Origin of the sequence: Rhizobium oryzihabitans, assembly GCF_010669145.1 — a bacterium.
In the GTDB taxonomy this organism is placed as follows: domain Bacteria; phylum Pseudomonadota; class Alphaproteobacteria; order Rhizobiales; family Rhizobiaceae; genus Agrobacterium; species Agrobacterium oryzihabitans.
In genome coordinates, this window is the sequence record NZ_CP048632.1 from 2,084,660 (window position 1) to 2,099,397 (window position 14,738).

At 62.3% G+C, this 14,738-nt stretch carries 20 protein-coding genes; 14 read left to right on the plus strand and 6 right to left on the minus strand.

Annotation, left to right across the window (positions count from 1 at the left end):
- Positions 1-37 precede the first annotated feature (37 nt).
- Positions 38-370, minus strand: a complete 333-nt coding sequence (locus tag G3A56_RS28880) for a type II toxin-antitoxin system HicB family antitoxin (protein WP_012090880.1) — start codon at positions 368-370, stop codon at positions 38-40.
- Between the two features lie 80 nt (positions 371-450).
- Between G3A56_RS28880 and G3A56_RS29460 the strand changes: the two genes are divergently transcribed.
- Positions 451-609: a hypothetical protein gene (locus G3A56_RS29460; RefSeq protein ID WP_210255063.1), complete on the plus strand. Its 159-nt coding sequence runs from the start codon at positions 451-453 to the stop codon at positions 607-609.
- Positions 610-633: 24 nt separating this feature from the next.
- On the opposite strand, the gene G3A56_RS10900 is transcribed toward G3A56_RS29460, so the two are convergent.
- The 3 genes from G3A56_RS10900 to traA all read right to left on the minus strand — a co-directional run bounded on the left by G3A56_RS10900 (position 634) and on the right by traA (position 4,259).
- Positions 634-951 (minus strand): hypothetical protein, encoded by a 318-nt coding sequence (locus G3A56_RS10900; RefSeq protein ID WP_050742844.1) that lies wholly within the window; start codon positions 949-951, stop codon positions 634-636.
- The gene (locus G3A56_RS10905) at positions 941-1,168 is read right to left on the minus strand and encodes a helix-turn-helix transcriptional regulator (protein ID WP_050742843.1); all 228 of its coding nucleotides are present in this window, start codon (positions 1,166-1,168) and stop codon (positions 941-943) included. Before G3A56_RS10905 ends, G3A56_RS10900 begins: the two co-directional genes overlap by 11 nt.
- Positions 1,169-1,298: 130 nt before the next feature.
- Positions 1,299-4,259, minus strand: a complete 2,961-nt coding sequence (gene traA, locus G3A56_RS10910) for a Ti-type conjugative transfer relaxase TraA (RefSeq protein ID WP_164056373.1) — start codon at positions 4,257-4,259, stop codon at positions 1,299-1,301.
- A gap of 171 nt (positions 4,260-4,430) precedes the next feature.
- Here traA and G3A56_RS10915 point away from each other — a divergent pair, with 171 nt between their 5' ends.
- Together G3A56_RS10915 and G3A56_RS10920 are read left to right on the plus strand one after the other, a co-directional pair.
- Positions 4,431-4,757, plus strand: a complete 327-nt coding sequence (locus G3A56_RS10915; protein WP_197283953.1) for a conjugal transfer protein TraD — start codon at positions 4,431-4,433, stop codon at positions 4,755-4,757.
- 1 nt (position 4,758) lies between these two features.
- On the plus strand, positions 4,759-5,031 hold the full coding sequence (locus G3A56_RS10920) for a conjugal transfer protein TraD (protein WP_050742841.1): 273 nt from the start codon (positions 4,759-4,761) through the stop codon (positions 5,029-5,031).
- Between the two features lie 235 nt (positions 5,032-5,266).
- Here the strand turns inward: G3A56_RS10920 and G3A56_RS10925 are convergent, their stop codons facing one another.
- Both G3A56_RS10925 and G3A56_RS10930 read right to left on the minus strand, forming a co-directional pair.
- Positions 5,267-6,406 carry a sensor histidine kinase gene (locus G3A56_RS10925; RefSeq protein ID WP_246230979.1) on the minus strand — a complete coding sequence of 380 codons (1,140 nt, stop codon included), beginning with the start codon at positions 6,404-6,406 and terminating at the stop codon, positions 5,267-5,269.
- A 223-nt stretch (positions 6,407-6,629) separates the two neighbouring features.
- Complete coding sequence (locus G3A56_RS10930; protein ID WP_050742840.1) at positions 6,630-7,346, minus strand: response regulator; 717 nt, start codon at positions 7,344-7,346, stop codon at positions 6,630-6,632.
- Positions 7,347-7,565: 219 nt separating this feature from the next.
- On the opposite strand from G3A56_RS10930, the gene G3A56_RS10935 reads away from it, so the two are divergent.
- The 11 genes from G3A56_RS10935 to G3A56_RS10975 all read left to right on the plus strand — a co-directional run bounded on the left by G3A56_RS10935 (position 7,566) and on the right by G3A56_RS10975 (position 14,715).
- Complete coding sequence (locus G3A56_RS10935) at positions 7,566-7,871, plus strand: hypothetical protein (protein ID WP_050742839.1); 306 nt, start codon at positions 7,566-7,568, stop codon at positions 7,869-7,871.
- A 129-nt stretch (positions 7,872-8,000) separates the two neighbouring features.
- On the plus strand, positions 8,001-8,495 hold the full coding sequence (locus G3A56_RS10940) for a sterol desaturase family protein (RefSeq protein WP_245290094.1): 495 nt from the start codon (positions 8,001-8,003) through the stop codon (positions 8,493-8,495).
- Positions 8,492-8,770 (plus strand): cysteine rich repeat-containing protein, encoded by a 279-nt coding sequence (locus tag G3A56_RS10945; protein ID WP_245290093.1) that lies wholly within the window; start codon positions 8,492-8,494, stop codon positions 8,768-8,770. Before G3A56_RS10940 ends, G3A56_RS10945 begins: the two co-directional genes overlap by 4 nt.
- Positions 8,771-8,776: 6 nt before the next feature.
- Entirely contained in the window at positions 8,777-9,121 is a 345-nt protein-coding gene (locus G3A56_RS28890; RefSeq protein WP_246230982.1) for a hypothetical protein, read from the plus strand.
- A gap of 8 nt (positions 9,122-9,129) precedes the next feature.
- Positions 9,130-10,074, plus strand: coding sequence for an efflux RND transporter periplasmic adaptor subunit (locus G3A56_RS10950; RefSeq protein ID WP_246230984.1), 945 nt, complete (start codon positions 9,130-9,132; stop codon positions 10,072-10,074).
- Entirely contained in the window at positions 10,071-10,460 is a 390-nt protein-coding gene (locus tag G3A56_RS28895; RefSeq protein ID WP_246230986.1) for a hypothetical protein, read from the plus strand. Before G3A56_RS10950 ends, G3A56_RS28895 begins: the two co-directional genes overlap by 4 nt.
- Positions 10,382-11,233: an ABC transporter permease gene (locus G3A56_RS10955; protein ID WP_246230988.1), complete on the plus strand. Its 852-nt coding sequence runs from the start codon at positions 10,382-10,384 to the stop codon at positions 11,231-11,233. The genes G3A56_RS28895 and G3A56_RS10955 overlap by 79 nt, the downstream gene beginning before the upstream one ends.
- Positions 11,230-11,949, plus strand: coding sequence for an ABC transporter ATP-binding protein (locus G3A56_RS10960; protein ID WP_050742835.1), 720 nt, complete (start codon positions 11,230-11,232; stop codon positions 11,947-11,949). The genes G3A56_RS10955 and G3A56_RS10960 overlap by 4 nt, the downstream gene beginning before the upstream one ends.
- Positions 11,950-12,151: 202 nt before the next feature.
- On the plus strand, positions 12,152-13,507 hold the full coding sequence (locus G3A56_RS10965; protein ID WP_012112698.1) for an IS1380-like element ISPme1 family transposase: 1,356 nt from the start codon (positions 12,152-12,154) through the stop codon (positions 13,505-13,507).
- Positions 13,508-13,746: 239 nt separating this feature from the next.
- Positions 13,747-14,382 (plus strand): SH3 domain-containing protein, encoded by a 636-nt coding sequence (locus G3A56_RS10970; protein WP_078706666.1) that lies wholly within the window; start codon positions 13,747-13,749, stop codon positions 14,380-14,382.
- Between the two features lie 12 nt (positions 14,383-14,394).
- Positions 14,395-14,715 (plus strand): hypothetical protein, encoded by a 321-nt coding sequence (locus G3A56_RS10975; protein WP_050742834.1) that lies wholly within the window; start codon positions 14,395-14,397, stop codon positions 14,713-14,715.
- Positions 14,716-14,738: the final 23 nt, after the last annotated feature.

Below are 14,738 nucleotides of genomic sequence, written 5' to 3' on the forward strand. Positions count from 1 at the left end.
CAGTCCCCTTTCAAACCCGGTCGAACGAACGAGGCCGCTACTCAGCGGCCTCCCGGATCGTCCCGACGATCCATTCATTCAGGCTCTTGCCCGATGCTGCGGCGGCAATGACTGCGGCGGCATGGTCGTCAGGCGTGAGGCGGACATTGAACTTGCCGGAGAACTTCCGGCGCGGCTCAATCCCCTTTTCCCGGCACATTTCAAGATAGACGGCCAGCGACTTGCGGCCTTCCTCGATCAGATCGTGGACGCTTTCGGCATAGAAGTCGGCCCCGCCATTGAGGCCGACAAACTCGCCGCGCAGCATCTGAATCTCGGGATCGAAAGCGATAACCGCCTTCTCGCCATTGATTTCAACGACATTGTTCATGGCTTTACTCCGTGTTCGTCCAGCCATTTACGGATGCTGGCAACCGCACCTTTGTCCGTATCCGGTGACGGATGCGGGCGATGAAAGACGCGCACTTCGCCGAACAGGAACACGCCGACGCGCGAACCTTCCCGCTCACTGACTTCCGCCCGAGGCTTAAAAACAGCGCCTCTATGTCGGCCCAGCGGATCGAACCGTTGACCGGGCGGGCGAAGATCAGTTCCAGCGTGGCTCTGTGACGCTTTTTCATGGAGCATCCAGTATCATTTTCTAGTACCGTTTTCAAGGTCGATTTCGGTCCCGGCGTCAGGCAAGGCAATGTCGGGGCCGAACAGTTCATCGAACAGGTCGCCGAACCATCGCTCGAACACCTCGATTTCGGCCTCCGTAACCGGAACGGGGTCGGGCCAGTCGTCGGTGACTGTCCATGTGCTGAGGTCGTGTTTGGGCGGCCTGCCGGGGAACGGCCACGGATAGCCCAGCAGTTCCTCAAGCTGTTCCGATGCCGTGGGCGGGCGTTCGGCGTGCCGGGAACGGGATGCTGTCTCGGGCTTGTCGTCGTTCCTGCGATCAATAGTCATCGAGGAAGTCGAACTCGTTGCGCGGACGCTGCCGCCACCCGGCGGGATCGGCAATCCATCGGTTGATGTCGGATTCCCGCCATCCCGCGCCGTTGGTGCTGATCTTGAGTTGGGCCGGGAACGTGCCCTCTGCGATCTTGCGGTAGATGGTGGACCGCGACAGGCCGGTGCGGGCGCGGACGGTGTTGAAGCGGATGATGCGGTCTGGTTGACGCATGGCTGCGCTGCCTCCTGCTGGCTGTTTCTGGCGATTACAGAGACCAGACAGAGCAACGATTTGTCGTTGTGCAAGAAGTATTTAGCCGTCGTAGTGCTGCGGCGTACAAAGGGCGGCAAAAAGGTAGGTTCTACGATCTACAAACCGATGCCCCGGCCCTGCCGAGACCGTGACTGAGGGCGAGTTGCCGACCAAGCCTCATGCCTGAGTCGAAATCCATGCTGATGCCGAGTTGCTTCTTGCGGCCTTCGAGCAGGGATTCCATCTGCGGATCGCGTTCGAGGCTCATCGCCATGTTGCCCATCTCCGCCCGCGCGGCTCTGTGGCCGGAATAGTCGCCAGCCGCATATCTGTGTTCGCCCGCCTGCCCGAGTTCCTGAAAGCGCTCCACGAAACGATCCGCGCGCCAGTTCGGATCACGGGCCGGATCGGTGCGGATTTCTGTTTCGAGCTGGAGGGCGCGGATGGCGCGGTCGATCCTGCCGCCGCCCGCCTCGCGGGCAAGGCTGTTGTCCTTGCTGTAAGCCGCCTCCGCATCCTGCCAGCCGTGCGGGCGGACTTCCTCGAAGGCCCGCCGTGCCGCGCCCAACTCACGCCGCTGCTCGTCGGAAGGCGTGAGACCCTGTTGCTTGGCGTCAAGGATCGCATCGGAGGCGCGGGCATGGCGGACAAGCGCCTGCCTGCGGGCGCGGCGCAAGGCGGCTTCCGGGTCTTCCTCATCCTTCCTTTCCGGCTGCCTAACCGCGTCCGAAACGGCTGCACCGTCTGCGGCCAGGTGCAGGCCATCAAACATGCCGCGCACCTTTTCGGGAACCCGCTTGACGATCTTGACAACCCGCTCCATCCGCTCGCGGAAAGTGATGCCGCGCCGCTCGGCAAAGCTTTGGGCCGGGTCGGCGCGCTCGTAGTCCGACGCCATGTCCTTGGCCCGGTCGCGCGACAGGGTGCTGATGAGCTTGTCCTGACTGGCGAAGTCGTCGCGGCCATAATGCAGGTCCATGCCGTCACGGTGCCGAGACAGGGCGACATAGCTGCCGTGGGCGTCCATGCCGGGCGTTGCCAGCACATGCGTCCGGTCCACGGTCATGCCCTGCGCCTTGTGGATGGTCGCGGCATAGCCGTGGTCGATCCGGTCATAGTCCTTCAATTCGAACGAGACGTTGCGCCCGTCATCGGTGCGAACCGTCATGCTCTGGGTGCTGACTTGTTCGATTGTGCCGAGCGTGCCATTCTTCACGCCAAGCCCGCGTTCGTTTTGCAGGAACATCACGCGCTCGCCACTGGCGAAATTTCTGTCTCCGCGCTCGACCTTGACGCGCACATCCTCGCCCAGATCGCCAGCCTCCCGCATCCGGTCACGGGCGGCCTCGTTGAGTTCTCGCACCTCGGCATTGGTGTGGGTGAGGATGATGCGGCTTGCGTCGGGGTTAGCCTGCCGGTCGCGGTCCCAGCGGTCGATCAGATCGCCGCGTGCCTGTTCGCGGGTTTCAGCGGAATGCACCATGTCGTGACTATCATAAGCGTTGATCGCTTTGCCGGTCCTGTCGCTCGCCAGATCGCGGGTGGCGTCGCGCTGCCAATCCTCGCGCTGGCGGCGCACCTCGCCGATTTCCGCGCCGCCGTGGCGCTCATGGATCGACCGGAATGCCGCGCCTGCCTCAATGGATTGCAACTGCTGCGGATCGCCGACCAGCACCACCTTGGCCCCGGCTTCGGCCGCATAGGACAGGACGCGCTCCATCTGCCGCGTGCCGACCATGCCCGCCTCGTCGATCACCAGCACGTCGCGCGAAGTCAGCATGTCGCGACCGTTTTTCCAGCCGTGTTCCATGCTGGCGATGGTGCGGGACGCAATGCCAGAACCGCTTTCCAGATTCTCGGCGGCGATACCCGACAGGGCCACGCCGCGCACCTCGTAGCCTGCCGCCTCCCATGCCTCGCGCGCCACACCGAGCATGGCGCTCTTTCCCGTTCCGGCGTAGCCGACGACAATACCAAGGTCGCGCCCGTCCGTGACATGCGCCAGCGCGTCGGCCTGCTCGCCGGACAGGACAAGGCCGCGCTGTTCGGCGCGGACCAATGCGGCTTCGCGGTCCCGGTCGCTGACTTCGTGCAACTGCTTCTCGGCCATCATTTCCGCCGCGCGGTGCAGGCGCTGTTCGGCCTCGATCATGTCGCGCGTGGTGAACCGATCCTCGCCACGAGAATCCTTGCCGAGTTCGATCAGGTCAGGGGCGTTTCCCATCGCGCCCATGACCTCGTTGAACTGGTCCAACCCGTCGCTGTGGCGATGGGCGAACTTCGCCATGTCGCGCCGCGTGAAGGTTGATTGCTGCTGCGTGATCGCGTCCAGTGCAATGGAAGGATCGGCAATGATCCGCTCGCCATTGTTGCGGGCAATCTCGCGGTGCATGTCCGTGCGGTCGGCGGCTTCAACGCCTTCGCCCTCGATGCGCTGCGCCGGTGCGCCAATCTGGCTTTGCGGCTCAAGGCCGATGCCCTGTGCTTCTAGGCTGCGGTGATCGATGCGCGCGTCAATGTCGAGTTCGGCAAGCCGCTCGTTGACATGATCGGCCCAGCGTTCCCGCCAGCGCTCGACCATCTCCGTCCGGTTCCAGTCGCGCACCTTCTGGCCGAAACCGTTTTCATCCACGCTGCGCATGGTGAGCATCACATGGGCATGGGGCTTGGGGTTGCCGTCCTCGGCAAAATCCCAATGCACATTCAGATCGGCGATCATGCCCTGATCGACGAATTCCGACTGTGCGAAGTCGCGGGCAAGGGAAATCCCTTGTTCCTCGCTCATCTCGCGCGGAATGGCGAATTCGACCTCGCGCGCAAGCTGCGCATCCTTGCGCACCTCGAATGCCTCCACATCGTTCCAGAGGCGTTCGCGGTCGGACCAGACTTCGGGCGCACCGTCCGGCAATAGCACCTCGGAATGGACGACGCCGCGTTTGTTGGAAAAATCCTGCACGCGGTCGATGCGCTCGTCGCGCATTCGCGAGGCCGAGCGGTAGGCGGCGGAGGCCACCGCGCTGCTTCCGGCCTTACGGCCAATGACCTTGACGTGAAGATGATAGATCGCCATCGCGATCAAATCATCTACACCTCTGAGCGCACGTCGGAACGACGTATAAGCGCGCCCTCGAAATGAATTTCTCGGGACATCCCGCGCCGTTTCAGCTTGTCTCGGCAACCTTACAGCATTGCGGCAGACGCTCAACTATCATCGCTCCAGCAACAGCTTATGGAGATGGCGATGCGCAAGCCACGGGACTTCGATGCGGAACTGAAGTCGCTGGAAGACAAGGCGCGAGACCTGAAAGCCCGCAAAGTGCAACAGCTTGGCGAGCTGGTCATCTCGACTGGCGCCGACGCCCTCAGCGCCGAGGAACTGGCGGGCGCGCTGATCGTGCTGGCCGAAACCAAGGAAGCCGGAAAGAGGGAGGCGTGGGCGAAGCGCGGGGCCGCGTTTTTTCAGGGCCGATCGCGGCGATCTGCTCCGGCATCTGAGCGCGACAACGGCGGCGCTCCGGCGCAATCGGGCGGCGCGCAACCGCCATCAGGCGGCACGGGCGCGGCATGACATGCGAAGCTGGCAGGTCGAGCGCCGCAAGCGCACGCGGCATCTGATTGAGCTGGGTGGTCTCGTCGTCAAAGCCGGGATCGTGGACCTGACCGGCGACGATCGCGCCATGATCTACGGCGCGATGATCTGGATGGCGGACAAGTTGCAGAGCGAGGACAGCGAACGGGCGCGGGCGCTGTGGGCCGGAAAGGGGAAAGAGGCGTTCGAGGCGGAACGTGACGGCATGAATCTCACTTCGGTTGCGACCAGCACGACAGGGCGTGAGCGATAGCGGGCGGTGCGGAGACCCCACATATCGCAGCGCCGCCCGCTATCGCGCGGCTTGCCGCGCAAAATTGATGTGGATCAGGAAGTCGGAGTTTCGCATACCTCGCGTAAGGTCCGACTGAAGAGATGGTTGAAGATGCGATCGCGATCTTCCGCGTTGTCCCGGATCAGCGCCCTTGCGATTGAAGGCGATTGGCGTCGTCTCGGGCGCAGATGTGATAAGAGTCGTTGACCCAAGGCTATGCCTTTTGAGATTCGAATAGTGGGAAGCGGATTTCTACACGGGCTCCGCCTTCGGGACGGTTGCCTAGAACTATCGTCCCGCCTTGGGCTTCTACAAGGTTTCTAACCACAGCAAGGCCAAGCCCGGCCCCACCGGTTTTGCGGGCACGCGAGGGCTCCGCGCGAACAAACGGTTCCAAAAGAAGATCGATTTCGCCTTCAGCAATGCCCGGACCATTGTCTTCGACCAGGATGACCGCTGTGTTGTCGCGCTCCTTTAGCGTAACATTTGCGATCTGCCCATACTTCATGGCGTTGTCGACGAGGTTCGCGAGGATTCGCCTGACTGCGAGGCGATCGACTATAACGAGTATCTCTCGATATTGTGGCGGGGATTTCAGGGCCACATTCCAGCCCGATGCCTTCAGATCGGCGGTCTCCTGCTCGACAAGGGCGACGAGATCCAGAAGCTCTTCATCGAGTGCGCCGACGCCGGCCCGGGCGGTCAGCAGAGCGTTGTCGAGAAGGTCAACCATATCGGCGATATCGCGGATCGCCTTCTCCCGCTCTGTCGGATCGCAGATGTGGTCGATTTTCAGCCGCAGACGCGTCGCAAAAGATCGCACGTCATGTTGAACGCCGCTGATGAGCGCGAACCGGCTGCTGATTATGGACTGAAGCCGGTTCTGCAGCCGCTCGAATGCCTTCACGAGAGCAACGGTTTCCGGCGTCCGGAAAGGGATTTTGGTCAACTGCACCGGCTCCACGGAGGGATCCATCCTGTCCACCGCGGCTGCAAGCTGGGTCAACGGTCGTATTTCCCGGTGAAGAAGAATGAAGGCAGCCAGCGCGAAAAGCGTTCCCACCAAGCCGGCACCCATGCCGGCCGGAAGACCGAACAGTGTGACGATAAACGGCGTCTTTGTTTGCAGCCGCGCGATGGCGCCATCGTTCAGCCGCACCCGGAACTCGATGGGGTCTATCGCTCCTGCCAACAAACGCGGCCGCCTGGCACCGGATTCGGCAGCGCCAAGTCTACTGATCGAAACAAGCCTCTCTCCCAGCGCATCGCGGTAGCCGGCAAACTCCGGCAGATCTTCCATATGCTCGCGCGTGACCGGTTCCGGCGCCGTCACGCCGGGCGGATCGATCTCCACGGTCAGGACGGACGAACCGATCGCCGCAGCAAGTTTTCTGCGCGCTTGCGGTCCGGCCTCCGACAATACATCTGCCACCATGAGAATCTGGGTGGTGGGGGATAGGTGGAGATGCGACTGAGGCCGTTCGACCAGTAGTAAAACGCCACGAGCGCGATCCAGGCGGTCAAAAGGAACGTTACGCCTACGCCGAGGATCCGAGCGGACAGCCCAAGACGGAACATCATAGTACCTGCCGCACCGGCACCGTCAGCAGATAGCCGCCGTTGCGGACCGTACTGATCAGGGTGTTGCCGGGGCTGAGACTCTCCAGTTTCTTGCGCAGCCGCGACACCAGGATGTCGACCGTCCGGTCGAGCGGATCGGCATTGCGGCCATGCGTCCAGTCGAGAATCTGATCGCGAGAGAGAACGCGGCGAGGGCGCAGCACGAAGCACGTCAGAAGGTCGAATTCCGCGCTCGTCAGTGTTGCCGGTTCGCCGTCCTCGTCAGTCAATTGGCGAGCATCGAGATCGATGATGAAGCGATCGAAACCGTACCGCCGGCTCGCGGCCTGGAGAGGCTGGGACTGGCTGCGGCGAAGAAGGGCGCGCACGCGCGCAAGGAGTTCGCGCGGTCCGAACGGTTTCGAAACATAGTCGTCGGCACCGACCTCCAGTCCCACCACCCGATCCATTTCGTCGTTCTTGGCGGTCAGCATCAGTATGGGAAAAGCGCCCTCGGAGCGCATGCGACGACAGATCGAAAGCCCGTCCTCTCCCGGCAGCATCAGGTCGAGGATGATCAGATCCGGCCGAACCCTGCGCAGAACATCGTCCAGTTCCAGGCCGTTTTCGGCGGTTCGGACGTCGAAGCCTTCGCGTGACAGCAAGGCTGCGACGAGTCGCCTTATCTCCGGATCATCGTCCACGACGAGGATTGTGCGTACCAAGTCTTCCATGGCCGGAAAATGAACCGAAACCAGAGTGCGATCAAGAATGCGGAGGCCGCTGCTACAATTCTCTACACGTCAGCAACAAAACCGAACATCTCGACACAGGCTGTTTATCGGCGTGATACCGAAAGCGTCGAATCTTGTCCGTATGTCGAATGCACCCGGCTTTCGGCATTCCTGCAAAGTCTCATTCCTGCAAAGTCTGATGACAGAGAGGACAAGATCATGATGAAGACCATCACCGCCGCGGTTCTGGCCGGCACATTTGCATTGACGGCAGCCGCTGACGCAAATGCGTGGAGCCGCGATCGTTCGGTGAGCGGCGCCAACGGCACAGCCTCGATGCACGCAAGCGGCGGCTGCTCGGGCGGCTCCTGCTCGCGCGATGTGACCCGAAGCGGTCCGGACGGCCAGACCTATTCCCGGTCACGAACGGTAACCTGCCAGGAGGGTGGCTCCTGCAGCGGATCGGCGGCCACGACAGGCCCGAACGGCAATACCGTCACCCGTCAGGGGAGCGTCAACTGGTAGTCGACCATAGCCAGTCCGCACCGTGACGAGCCGGCGGCACGCCGAACCCCAGGAAGCCGCCGGCTTGCAATTTCATGATCATCTCGCGCGATATCGAGGCTCGGCCATGCAGTCCTTCGTCCCTTTGTATTGCCGCTGGCCTTTCTTGGCTTTCATCCGTTCGCCATCGTCGCGACGCTCGCGGCAAACCTTGCCTATCAGTTCTTCCTTCATACCGAGCTCTCACCCGGCTTCGGCTCGTTCGAATGGATATTCAACACGCCTTCCCATCATCGGGTGCACCATGCTTCGGACGCCGAGTACCTCGACAGGAACTTCGGCGGCATACTGATCGTCTTCGACCGGCTGTTCGGCACCTTTGCCGAAGCGCCGGACGGCAAGCCGCTGACCTACGGTCTGCGTGGCGGCTCGGCATCGCATCATCCGCTGCGCATCGCGTTTTCCGAATGGAGCGCAATGATACGAGATGTGCGCGCAGCTTCCACGCTCAAGCAAAAAATCGCCGTTCTCTTCGGCCCCGTCACGCGCAAAAAGGCGTCGGCAGCCAAACCTAAATCGCCCACAACCGGGCGAGCGAAGGCTGATGCTCCCCAACAGACAGATCAATGGAAGGAAATATTATGAGTGCCATCAATCGCCTGACCCCGACCCGTTGGCTGAGCATTGCGCTGCTCGCCGCTGCTTGCGCAGCGCCCGCAGCCGCTATGGCTCAAAGCCAGATGACCCCCGAAATGCAGGCGCTGGCGAGGAAAGTCGTCCAGGCTTGCAAGGCTGATCTCAAGCAGTATTGCCAGGGCATTCAGCCGGGTGGCGGCCGGATTGCCGCTTGCCTTCAGGCAAATCGGGCGAACCTCACGCCGAGCTGCCAGGCCGCGCTCGCTGAGGCTCTTCCGAAGTGACGGCTCATGGATCAGACGGTTGAAGATGCGCGCGCTCGGCACAAGCGAACGGCCAAGGACAAGGACGCCGGCAGAAATGCCGGCGCCCCGCCGGACGGTTTCGCTTCCAATGATGCCAAGGTCATCGGTTCCCGGCCGCCCTCGCGCCCCGGCGGGCGGTTCAGACGTGTTAGCGCCGTCACCATGGCGCTCGCGGTCCTTTGCGTCGTATGGCTGGGCAACCGCTATCTGGTCTCGCACGCCGTCGACCAATTCACCGTGAAACCTGTCGACCTGACTATCGAATTGACCGGCCCCGGCACGCTGGACGCGACGCGCATAAGCGCGGTCAGCTCCCGACTGCAGGGGTGATCGCGACGATGCGGGTCGATCGCAACGACCAGGTCAGCCAGGGGGATGTCATTGCCGAGATCGTCACCGACGATCTGAAGAGTGAGCTTGGCGCATCGCTGGCCTCGGTCGACGCCGCCCGCAAGGCCGTCGATCTGGCCAACGCCGACCGTGAGCACGCCGAAGCGGTACTCGCCAATGCCCAGCAGAATTTCGATCGCAAGAAAAGGCTACTCGAAAAAACCATCGCAAGCCAGGAATCCTATGATACCGCGGTGGCCACGCTCCGGCAGGCCGAAGCCGATCTCAAGCGGTCACGGGCGGCGATAGAGCAGGCCAAGGCTCAGGAAACCTCGGCCGCCGCGACTGCGGAGGCCCAGGGGGTTAAACTCGCTGAAGGAACCATTCGCGCACCCTTCGACGGCGTTGTCGTCTCACGCGATCACTATGTCGGCGACACGATCACACCCGGCGCCGAGATTGTCCGGCTCGTTGATCCGGCTTCGGTCATCCTGTCGGCGCGCTTCGACGAGAGCGCGATTTACCGCCTTTCGCCAGACCAAAAGGCCGTCATCCGGTTCAACGGCGCCGGCAAGGGACATTCGGTGACGGCGACCGTGCTGCGCGTCAGCCGGCAAGTCGACACCGAAACGCGCGAATTTTCCGTCGATATGCACCCTGGAACACTGCCGCCAAACTGGGCCTTGGGTCAGCGTGCGATGACGACGATCGAAGTCGGCACCAGGAAAGGTGTCCTTGCCGTGCCGGTCGGCGCGATCGAAAGGCGACAGGGAAAATCGGGCGTCTGGATCATCGAGAGCGGTCGGGCCTACTGGATCGTGGTGACGCTCGGAGACACCGGCGGGCCGTTCGTGGAGGTCGTGCATGGACTTCAACCGGACGATGTCATTCTGAGCGAGCCGCGCGATGCCTATTACGGCATGAAGATAGCCGAAGGTGGAACAAGGCGATGAATCTTGCCTTCAAGGACGTCAAATACAATTTCCTGCGCTTTCTGCTCACGACGGCAGGCGTCGGCTTCCTGATCATGGCCTCGACCGGAATGGTCGGTCTTTACCGGGGTATCGTCGGAGATGCGCTTCTCGTGGTGGATAAGATCGGCGCGGATCTCTGGGTGGTCCAAGGGGCCGGGCCGGGCCCTTCTCCGAAAGCTCTGCCGTTTCAGCAAACATGGACCGGCGCGTCGAGGGTATCGCCGGCGTATCTGTGGTCCGGCGCTTTGTTCAGATCAGTCAGCAATTCAGCTTCGAAGGACGTGATTTGCGCGCCTCCATCACCGGCCTCGATTTTCCAAAGGATCGAGGAGAGTGGGTTGAGCTGCAGCGAGGACGGTATCTGACTGCCGGGCACTTCGAGGCGATCGCCGACGAAAGTATCGGGCTCTCGCTGGAGGACCGGGTGCGCCTGGGTCAGGATGACTACCTGATCGTCGGTCTGACGCGCGGCATGGTCGACGCCAGCGGCGATGGACTGATGTTCGTTACCGTCAACGACGCGATGGCGATCGCAAAGCGGCGCACCAGCGAAGAGGTCTTGCTGGCGCGCAACGCGGCGGGCAGGACGGGAGCTGCGGATGCCTCCGAAAGTTCCGTGCCGCAGGACAGCAAGATCGCCGCCGTTCTCGTCAGCCTCGACAAGGGGGCGAACGAGGATCGGGTCCGAGCCGATGTCCTTGCATGGGGCGATGCCAACATCCTGTCGCGTGCGGACCAGCGGGACCTTTTGCTGAACCAGCGCCTCTGGCGCCTCAGACTGCAGATTCTGGCTTTTACCGGCGTCCTGCTGGTGGTGATGGCGATCGTCATCTCCCTCATCATCTATATGCTGACGATGGAAAAGCTTCATCAGATCGCCATGCTGAAGCTCATCGGTGCGCGAAACAGCGTCATCGTCGCGATGATCGCCCAGCAGTCCTTCCTGATCGGCGCTGGTGCGCTTGTTCTCGGATTGGCGATGTCGAAACTGGTTTTCCCGTTCTTTCCGCGAAGGGTTGTCATCGATCCATGGGATTTCGCGGGTCTTGCGCTCGCCGTAGGAGCCGTTTGCGCCTTTGCGAGCCTGCTCGGGATCTGGAGGGCGCTGAAAGTCAGGGCGCAGGAGGTGCTGTCGTGACGGCCGAGCCGATCCTGTCGGTGCGCGATGCCACCCGGCATTACCGCAGCGGCGACAGCATCGTCAAGGCGCTCGACGGGGTCTCGCTGGATATCAATGCCGGCGAGCTGGTTGCGATCCTCGGACCGAGCGGATCGGGAAAAAGCACGCTGCTTCTGATCGCCGGCCTGCTGGAGCCGCCAACCGAAGGCGAGGTGAGAATTCGCGGCGCCCTCGTTTCGAAGGCAGGAGAAGAGCTCGACAGGCTGCGCGACTTCCGACGACGTAATATCGGTTTCGTGTTTCAAAAGGCCAACCTCATTCCCTTCCTGACGGCTTCGGAAAATGTGGCGCTGGCAATGGAAATCGATGACGTGCCTGCCCGCGATGCCCGCCGCCACGCCGAGCGGCTGCTGGCAGGGCTCGGTCTCGGACATCGCATCGGCAATCGCCCATCGCGGCTTTCCGGCGGCGAACAGCAACGCGTGGCGATTGCCCGCGCTCTCGCCAACGATCCCACCCTCATCCTGGCGGACGAGCCGACCGCAGCGCTCGACGGTGTTCGCGGGCGTCAGGTGATCGAACTCTTCCGTCAGATTGCCGACACGAGGGGAGCCGGGATCGTGGTTGTGACACATGATCCCCGGTCGCTCGATCTCTTTGACCGGACGATCGAGCTGACCGATGGTCGCGTCGTCGGCGAACGAGCGGGGCCGGACCGCCTGCAGGTTCTCTGAGTCCGGCCATGCAACAAAAAGCTACAAATTTCTACGTCCGCGAGATGGGCGAGCGATGTTCGGGGCCTAGCCTCGCGGTTGGAAGGCTCCGCAGTCGCGGTCCATCATCCCACATTCTCCAAGTAAGTCGCTGATTTCGCTGTCGTAATCGTGATATTTCGCATATAAATCATGGCGTTGACGGCTGCGAGGGGCGCGTTTCATGGATCACCTGGAGGGTGCGGGCTTGGCGCGGGGAGATCGGGTTGATTTCGACCGCCGTGTGCGTCTGGAGTTCCGTGGTGCGCAGATCAGTTCAGACGGTGGCCTGCTGGTGATGCGCGAGCTTGATGACGTGCTCGGCCTGTCCAATCTGGCGTCGGAGGCGCTGCGAGACAGCCGCACCGGGAAGAACACGCTCCATCGGCTTGACGGATTGTTCCGGCAATCGGTGTTCGGACGACTGGCCGGATACGAGGATGTGAACGATGCCGACCGCTTGGCCCTCGATCCCGTGATGCGTCAGGTCGTTGGCGGCAGGGCCGTCGAGGCGCAAGCTGCTTCGGCATCGCAGATGGGACGGTTCGAGACCGAGACGCTGGCTCTGGCCGCGAACCGGGCGGCGCTGGCCGATCTGAACGGCCAATGGATCGACCGGTTTCATGACCGCAACGGGTTGAAATACATCGTGCTGGACATGGACAGCTCGGTCAGCCCCACCCACGGCGATCAGGAAGGTGCTGCCTGGAACGGGCATTTCGACTGCACCTGCTATCACCCCATCTTCTTGTTCAACCAGTTTGGCATGCTGGAGCGCTGCGCCCTGCGTAACGGCAATGTCCACAGCGCCGATGGCTGGCGGGATGTCCTTGATCCCGTCATTGCCCGATATGCTGGCCGCGACCTTGGTGGACGCTTCTTCCGGGCCGACGCTGCCTACGCGATCCCCGCGATCTATATGCGGCTGGAAGAAGCCAGGTTCTTCTACGCCATCCGTCTGCCCGCCAACGCCGTCTTGCGCGAGAAGATCGCGCATCGGCTGACACGGCCCGTGGGACGGCCTTCGCTGACCAAGGTCAAACGGTTCTTCGAGGACTTCGAGTATCAGGCGGCGTCCTGGGACAAGCCGCGCCGCGTCATCGCCAAGATCGAATGGCATCCGGGCGAGCTGTTCCCCAAAGTCGGCTTCATCGTCACCAACCTGCCGATGGAGCCAGACTGGGTGGTGAGGTTCTACAACCAGCGCGGCACCGCAGAGCAGCACATCAAGGAAGGCAAATATGCCTTTCGCTGGACGCGGCTGTCATGCCGGAAGTTCCGGCACAACGAGGTGCGGCTGCAACTGCACGCGCTGGCCTACAACCTGGCAACCTTCCTGCGCTGCATCGAACTGCCCGAGGCCATGGCGGACTGGTCGTTGACCAGCCTGCAACTCAAGCTGATCAAGATCGGCGCCCGCGTCGTCCGCCACGCCCGCGCCATTACCTTCCAGTTGGCCGAGGTCGCCGTCACCGGCCCGATGGTGCGGGCCGTCCTTGCCGCCATCCGCCGTCTTCGAACGCCTCCGTCATGCGCATGACCACGATCCATGCCCAAGCTGAACGAAAGCGGCAGGACAGGTCCGTCTGCCGCGCGGAAAAGCGGCTCTGCCGGGCCAGAATGCTGCGGGTTCGAGGCTTGATCCACCCGACTTCGGCCGTTTGCGCGACGACAGACACCGCTCGGGGCGAAAAACGCTTGCCCAGCGAGCAAAATCAGGCGATCTTGAAGTCAAGCGGCAGGCCACTTGGGGAATGTCGGATCATAAGGGATAGGGATATGATCAAGAGATTATGCATCGCGATCGTCATGGTATTTGCCATGGCATCCATGGCTGCGGCGGCGACCGTTGCAGTTGCCACCGGCAACGTCAATCTAAGGGCCGGACCCTCGACGGGATATCCTGTCGTTGTCGTCGTTCCGGTCGGCGCACGCATCGTCACCCATGGCTGTCTGCCGGGCTACACCTGGTGCGATATCGGTTTCGGCAGCTACCGGGGCTGGGTGTCGGCACGCTATGTTCAGGTGGTCTACAATGGTGCCCCGGTCGTCCTGTCGCCGGCCGTTGCCGCAAGTGTCGGGGTCGCCGTTGTTGCCTTCAACAAGGCCTATTGGGACAACCACTACGCCAGCTATCCCTGGTACTATCGCGGCCCCGCCTATTACGGCCAGGCGGCTCGCAGCTGCGGACCAAACGGCTGCTCCGGCACGGTAACAGGCCCCTATGGCGGCACCGCCTCCGGAGCCCGTGGATGCGGTCCCCGCGGCTGTGCTGGCGCTGGCACAATCATCGGCCCCAATGGGGGTAGTGTCCAGGGCGCCCGTAGATGCGGTCCCTATGGTTGTGTCGGCGGCTATCGCGCCGTCGGTCCGAATGGCGGCACGCGAAGCGGCGCAGGGCATTTCCGTTGGTAAAGGAGACTGCCCATGTCGTCTCACCGCGTGCGATGGACGCTGCTTTTATTGACGTTGTTTCTGGCTGGTGCTGGTCCGTTTGAACTGGCACTTGCCGGAATGGACGGCAGCGAATTCGAGGAAGAGCCGTTGGAATTTTTTTGCATCACGCCGGATGGCGGTCGGGGAGAGGTATGCGTGAGTCTCTATCTTGACGAGGATGGATACCAGGTCTGCCTTTCCGACGAGGCTGCCGAAACGGAACGCTGCGTGAGCTACTATAGTCAACCGGACTATCCGGGCGATGACTACGATTCTCTAGCGACCTCAACCGTCCGCCTGATCGATTGCTAACCCTCGGTACGGTTCTTATTCGT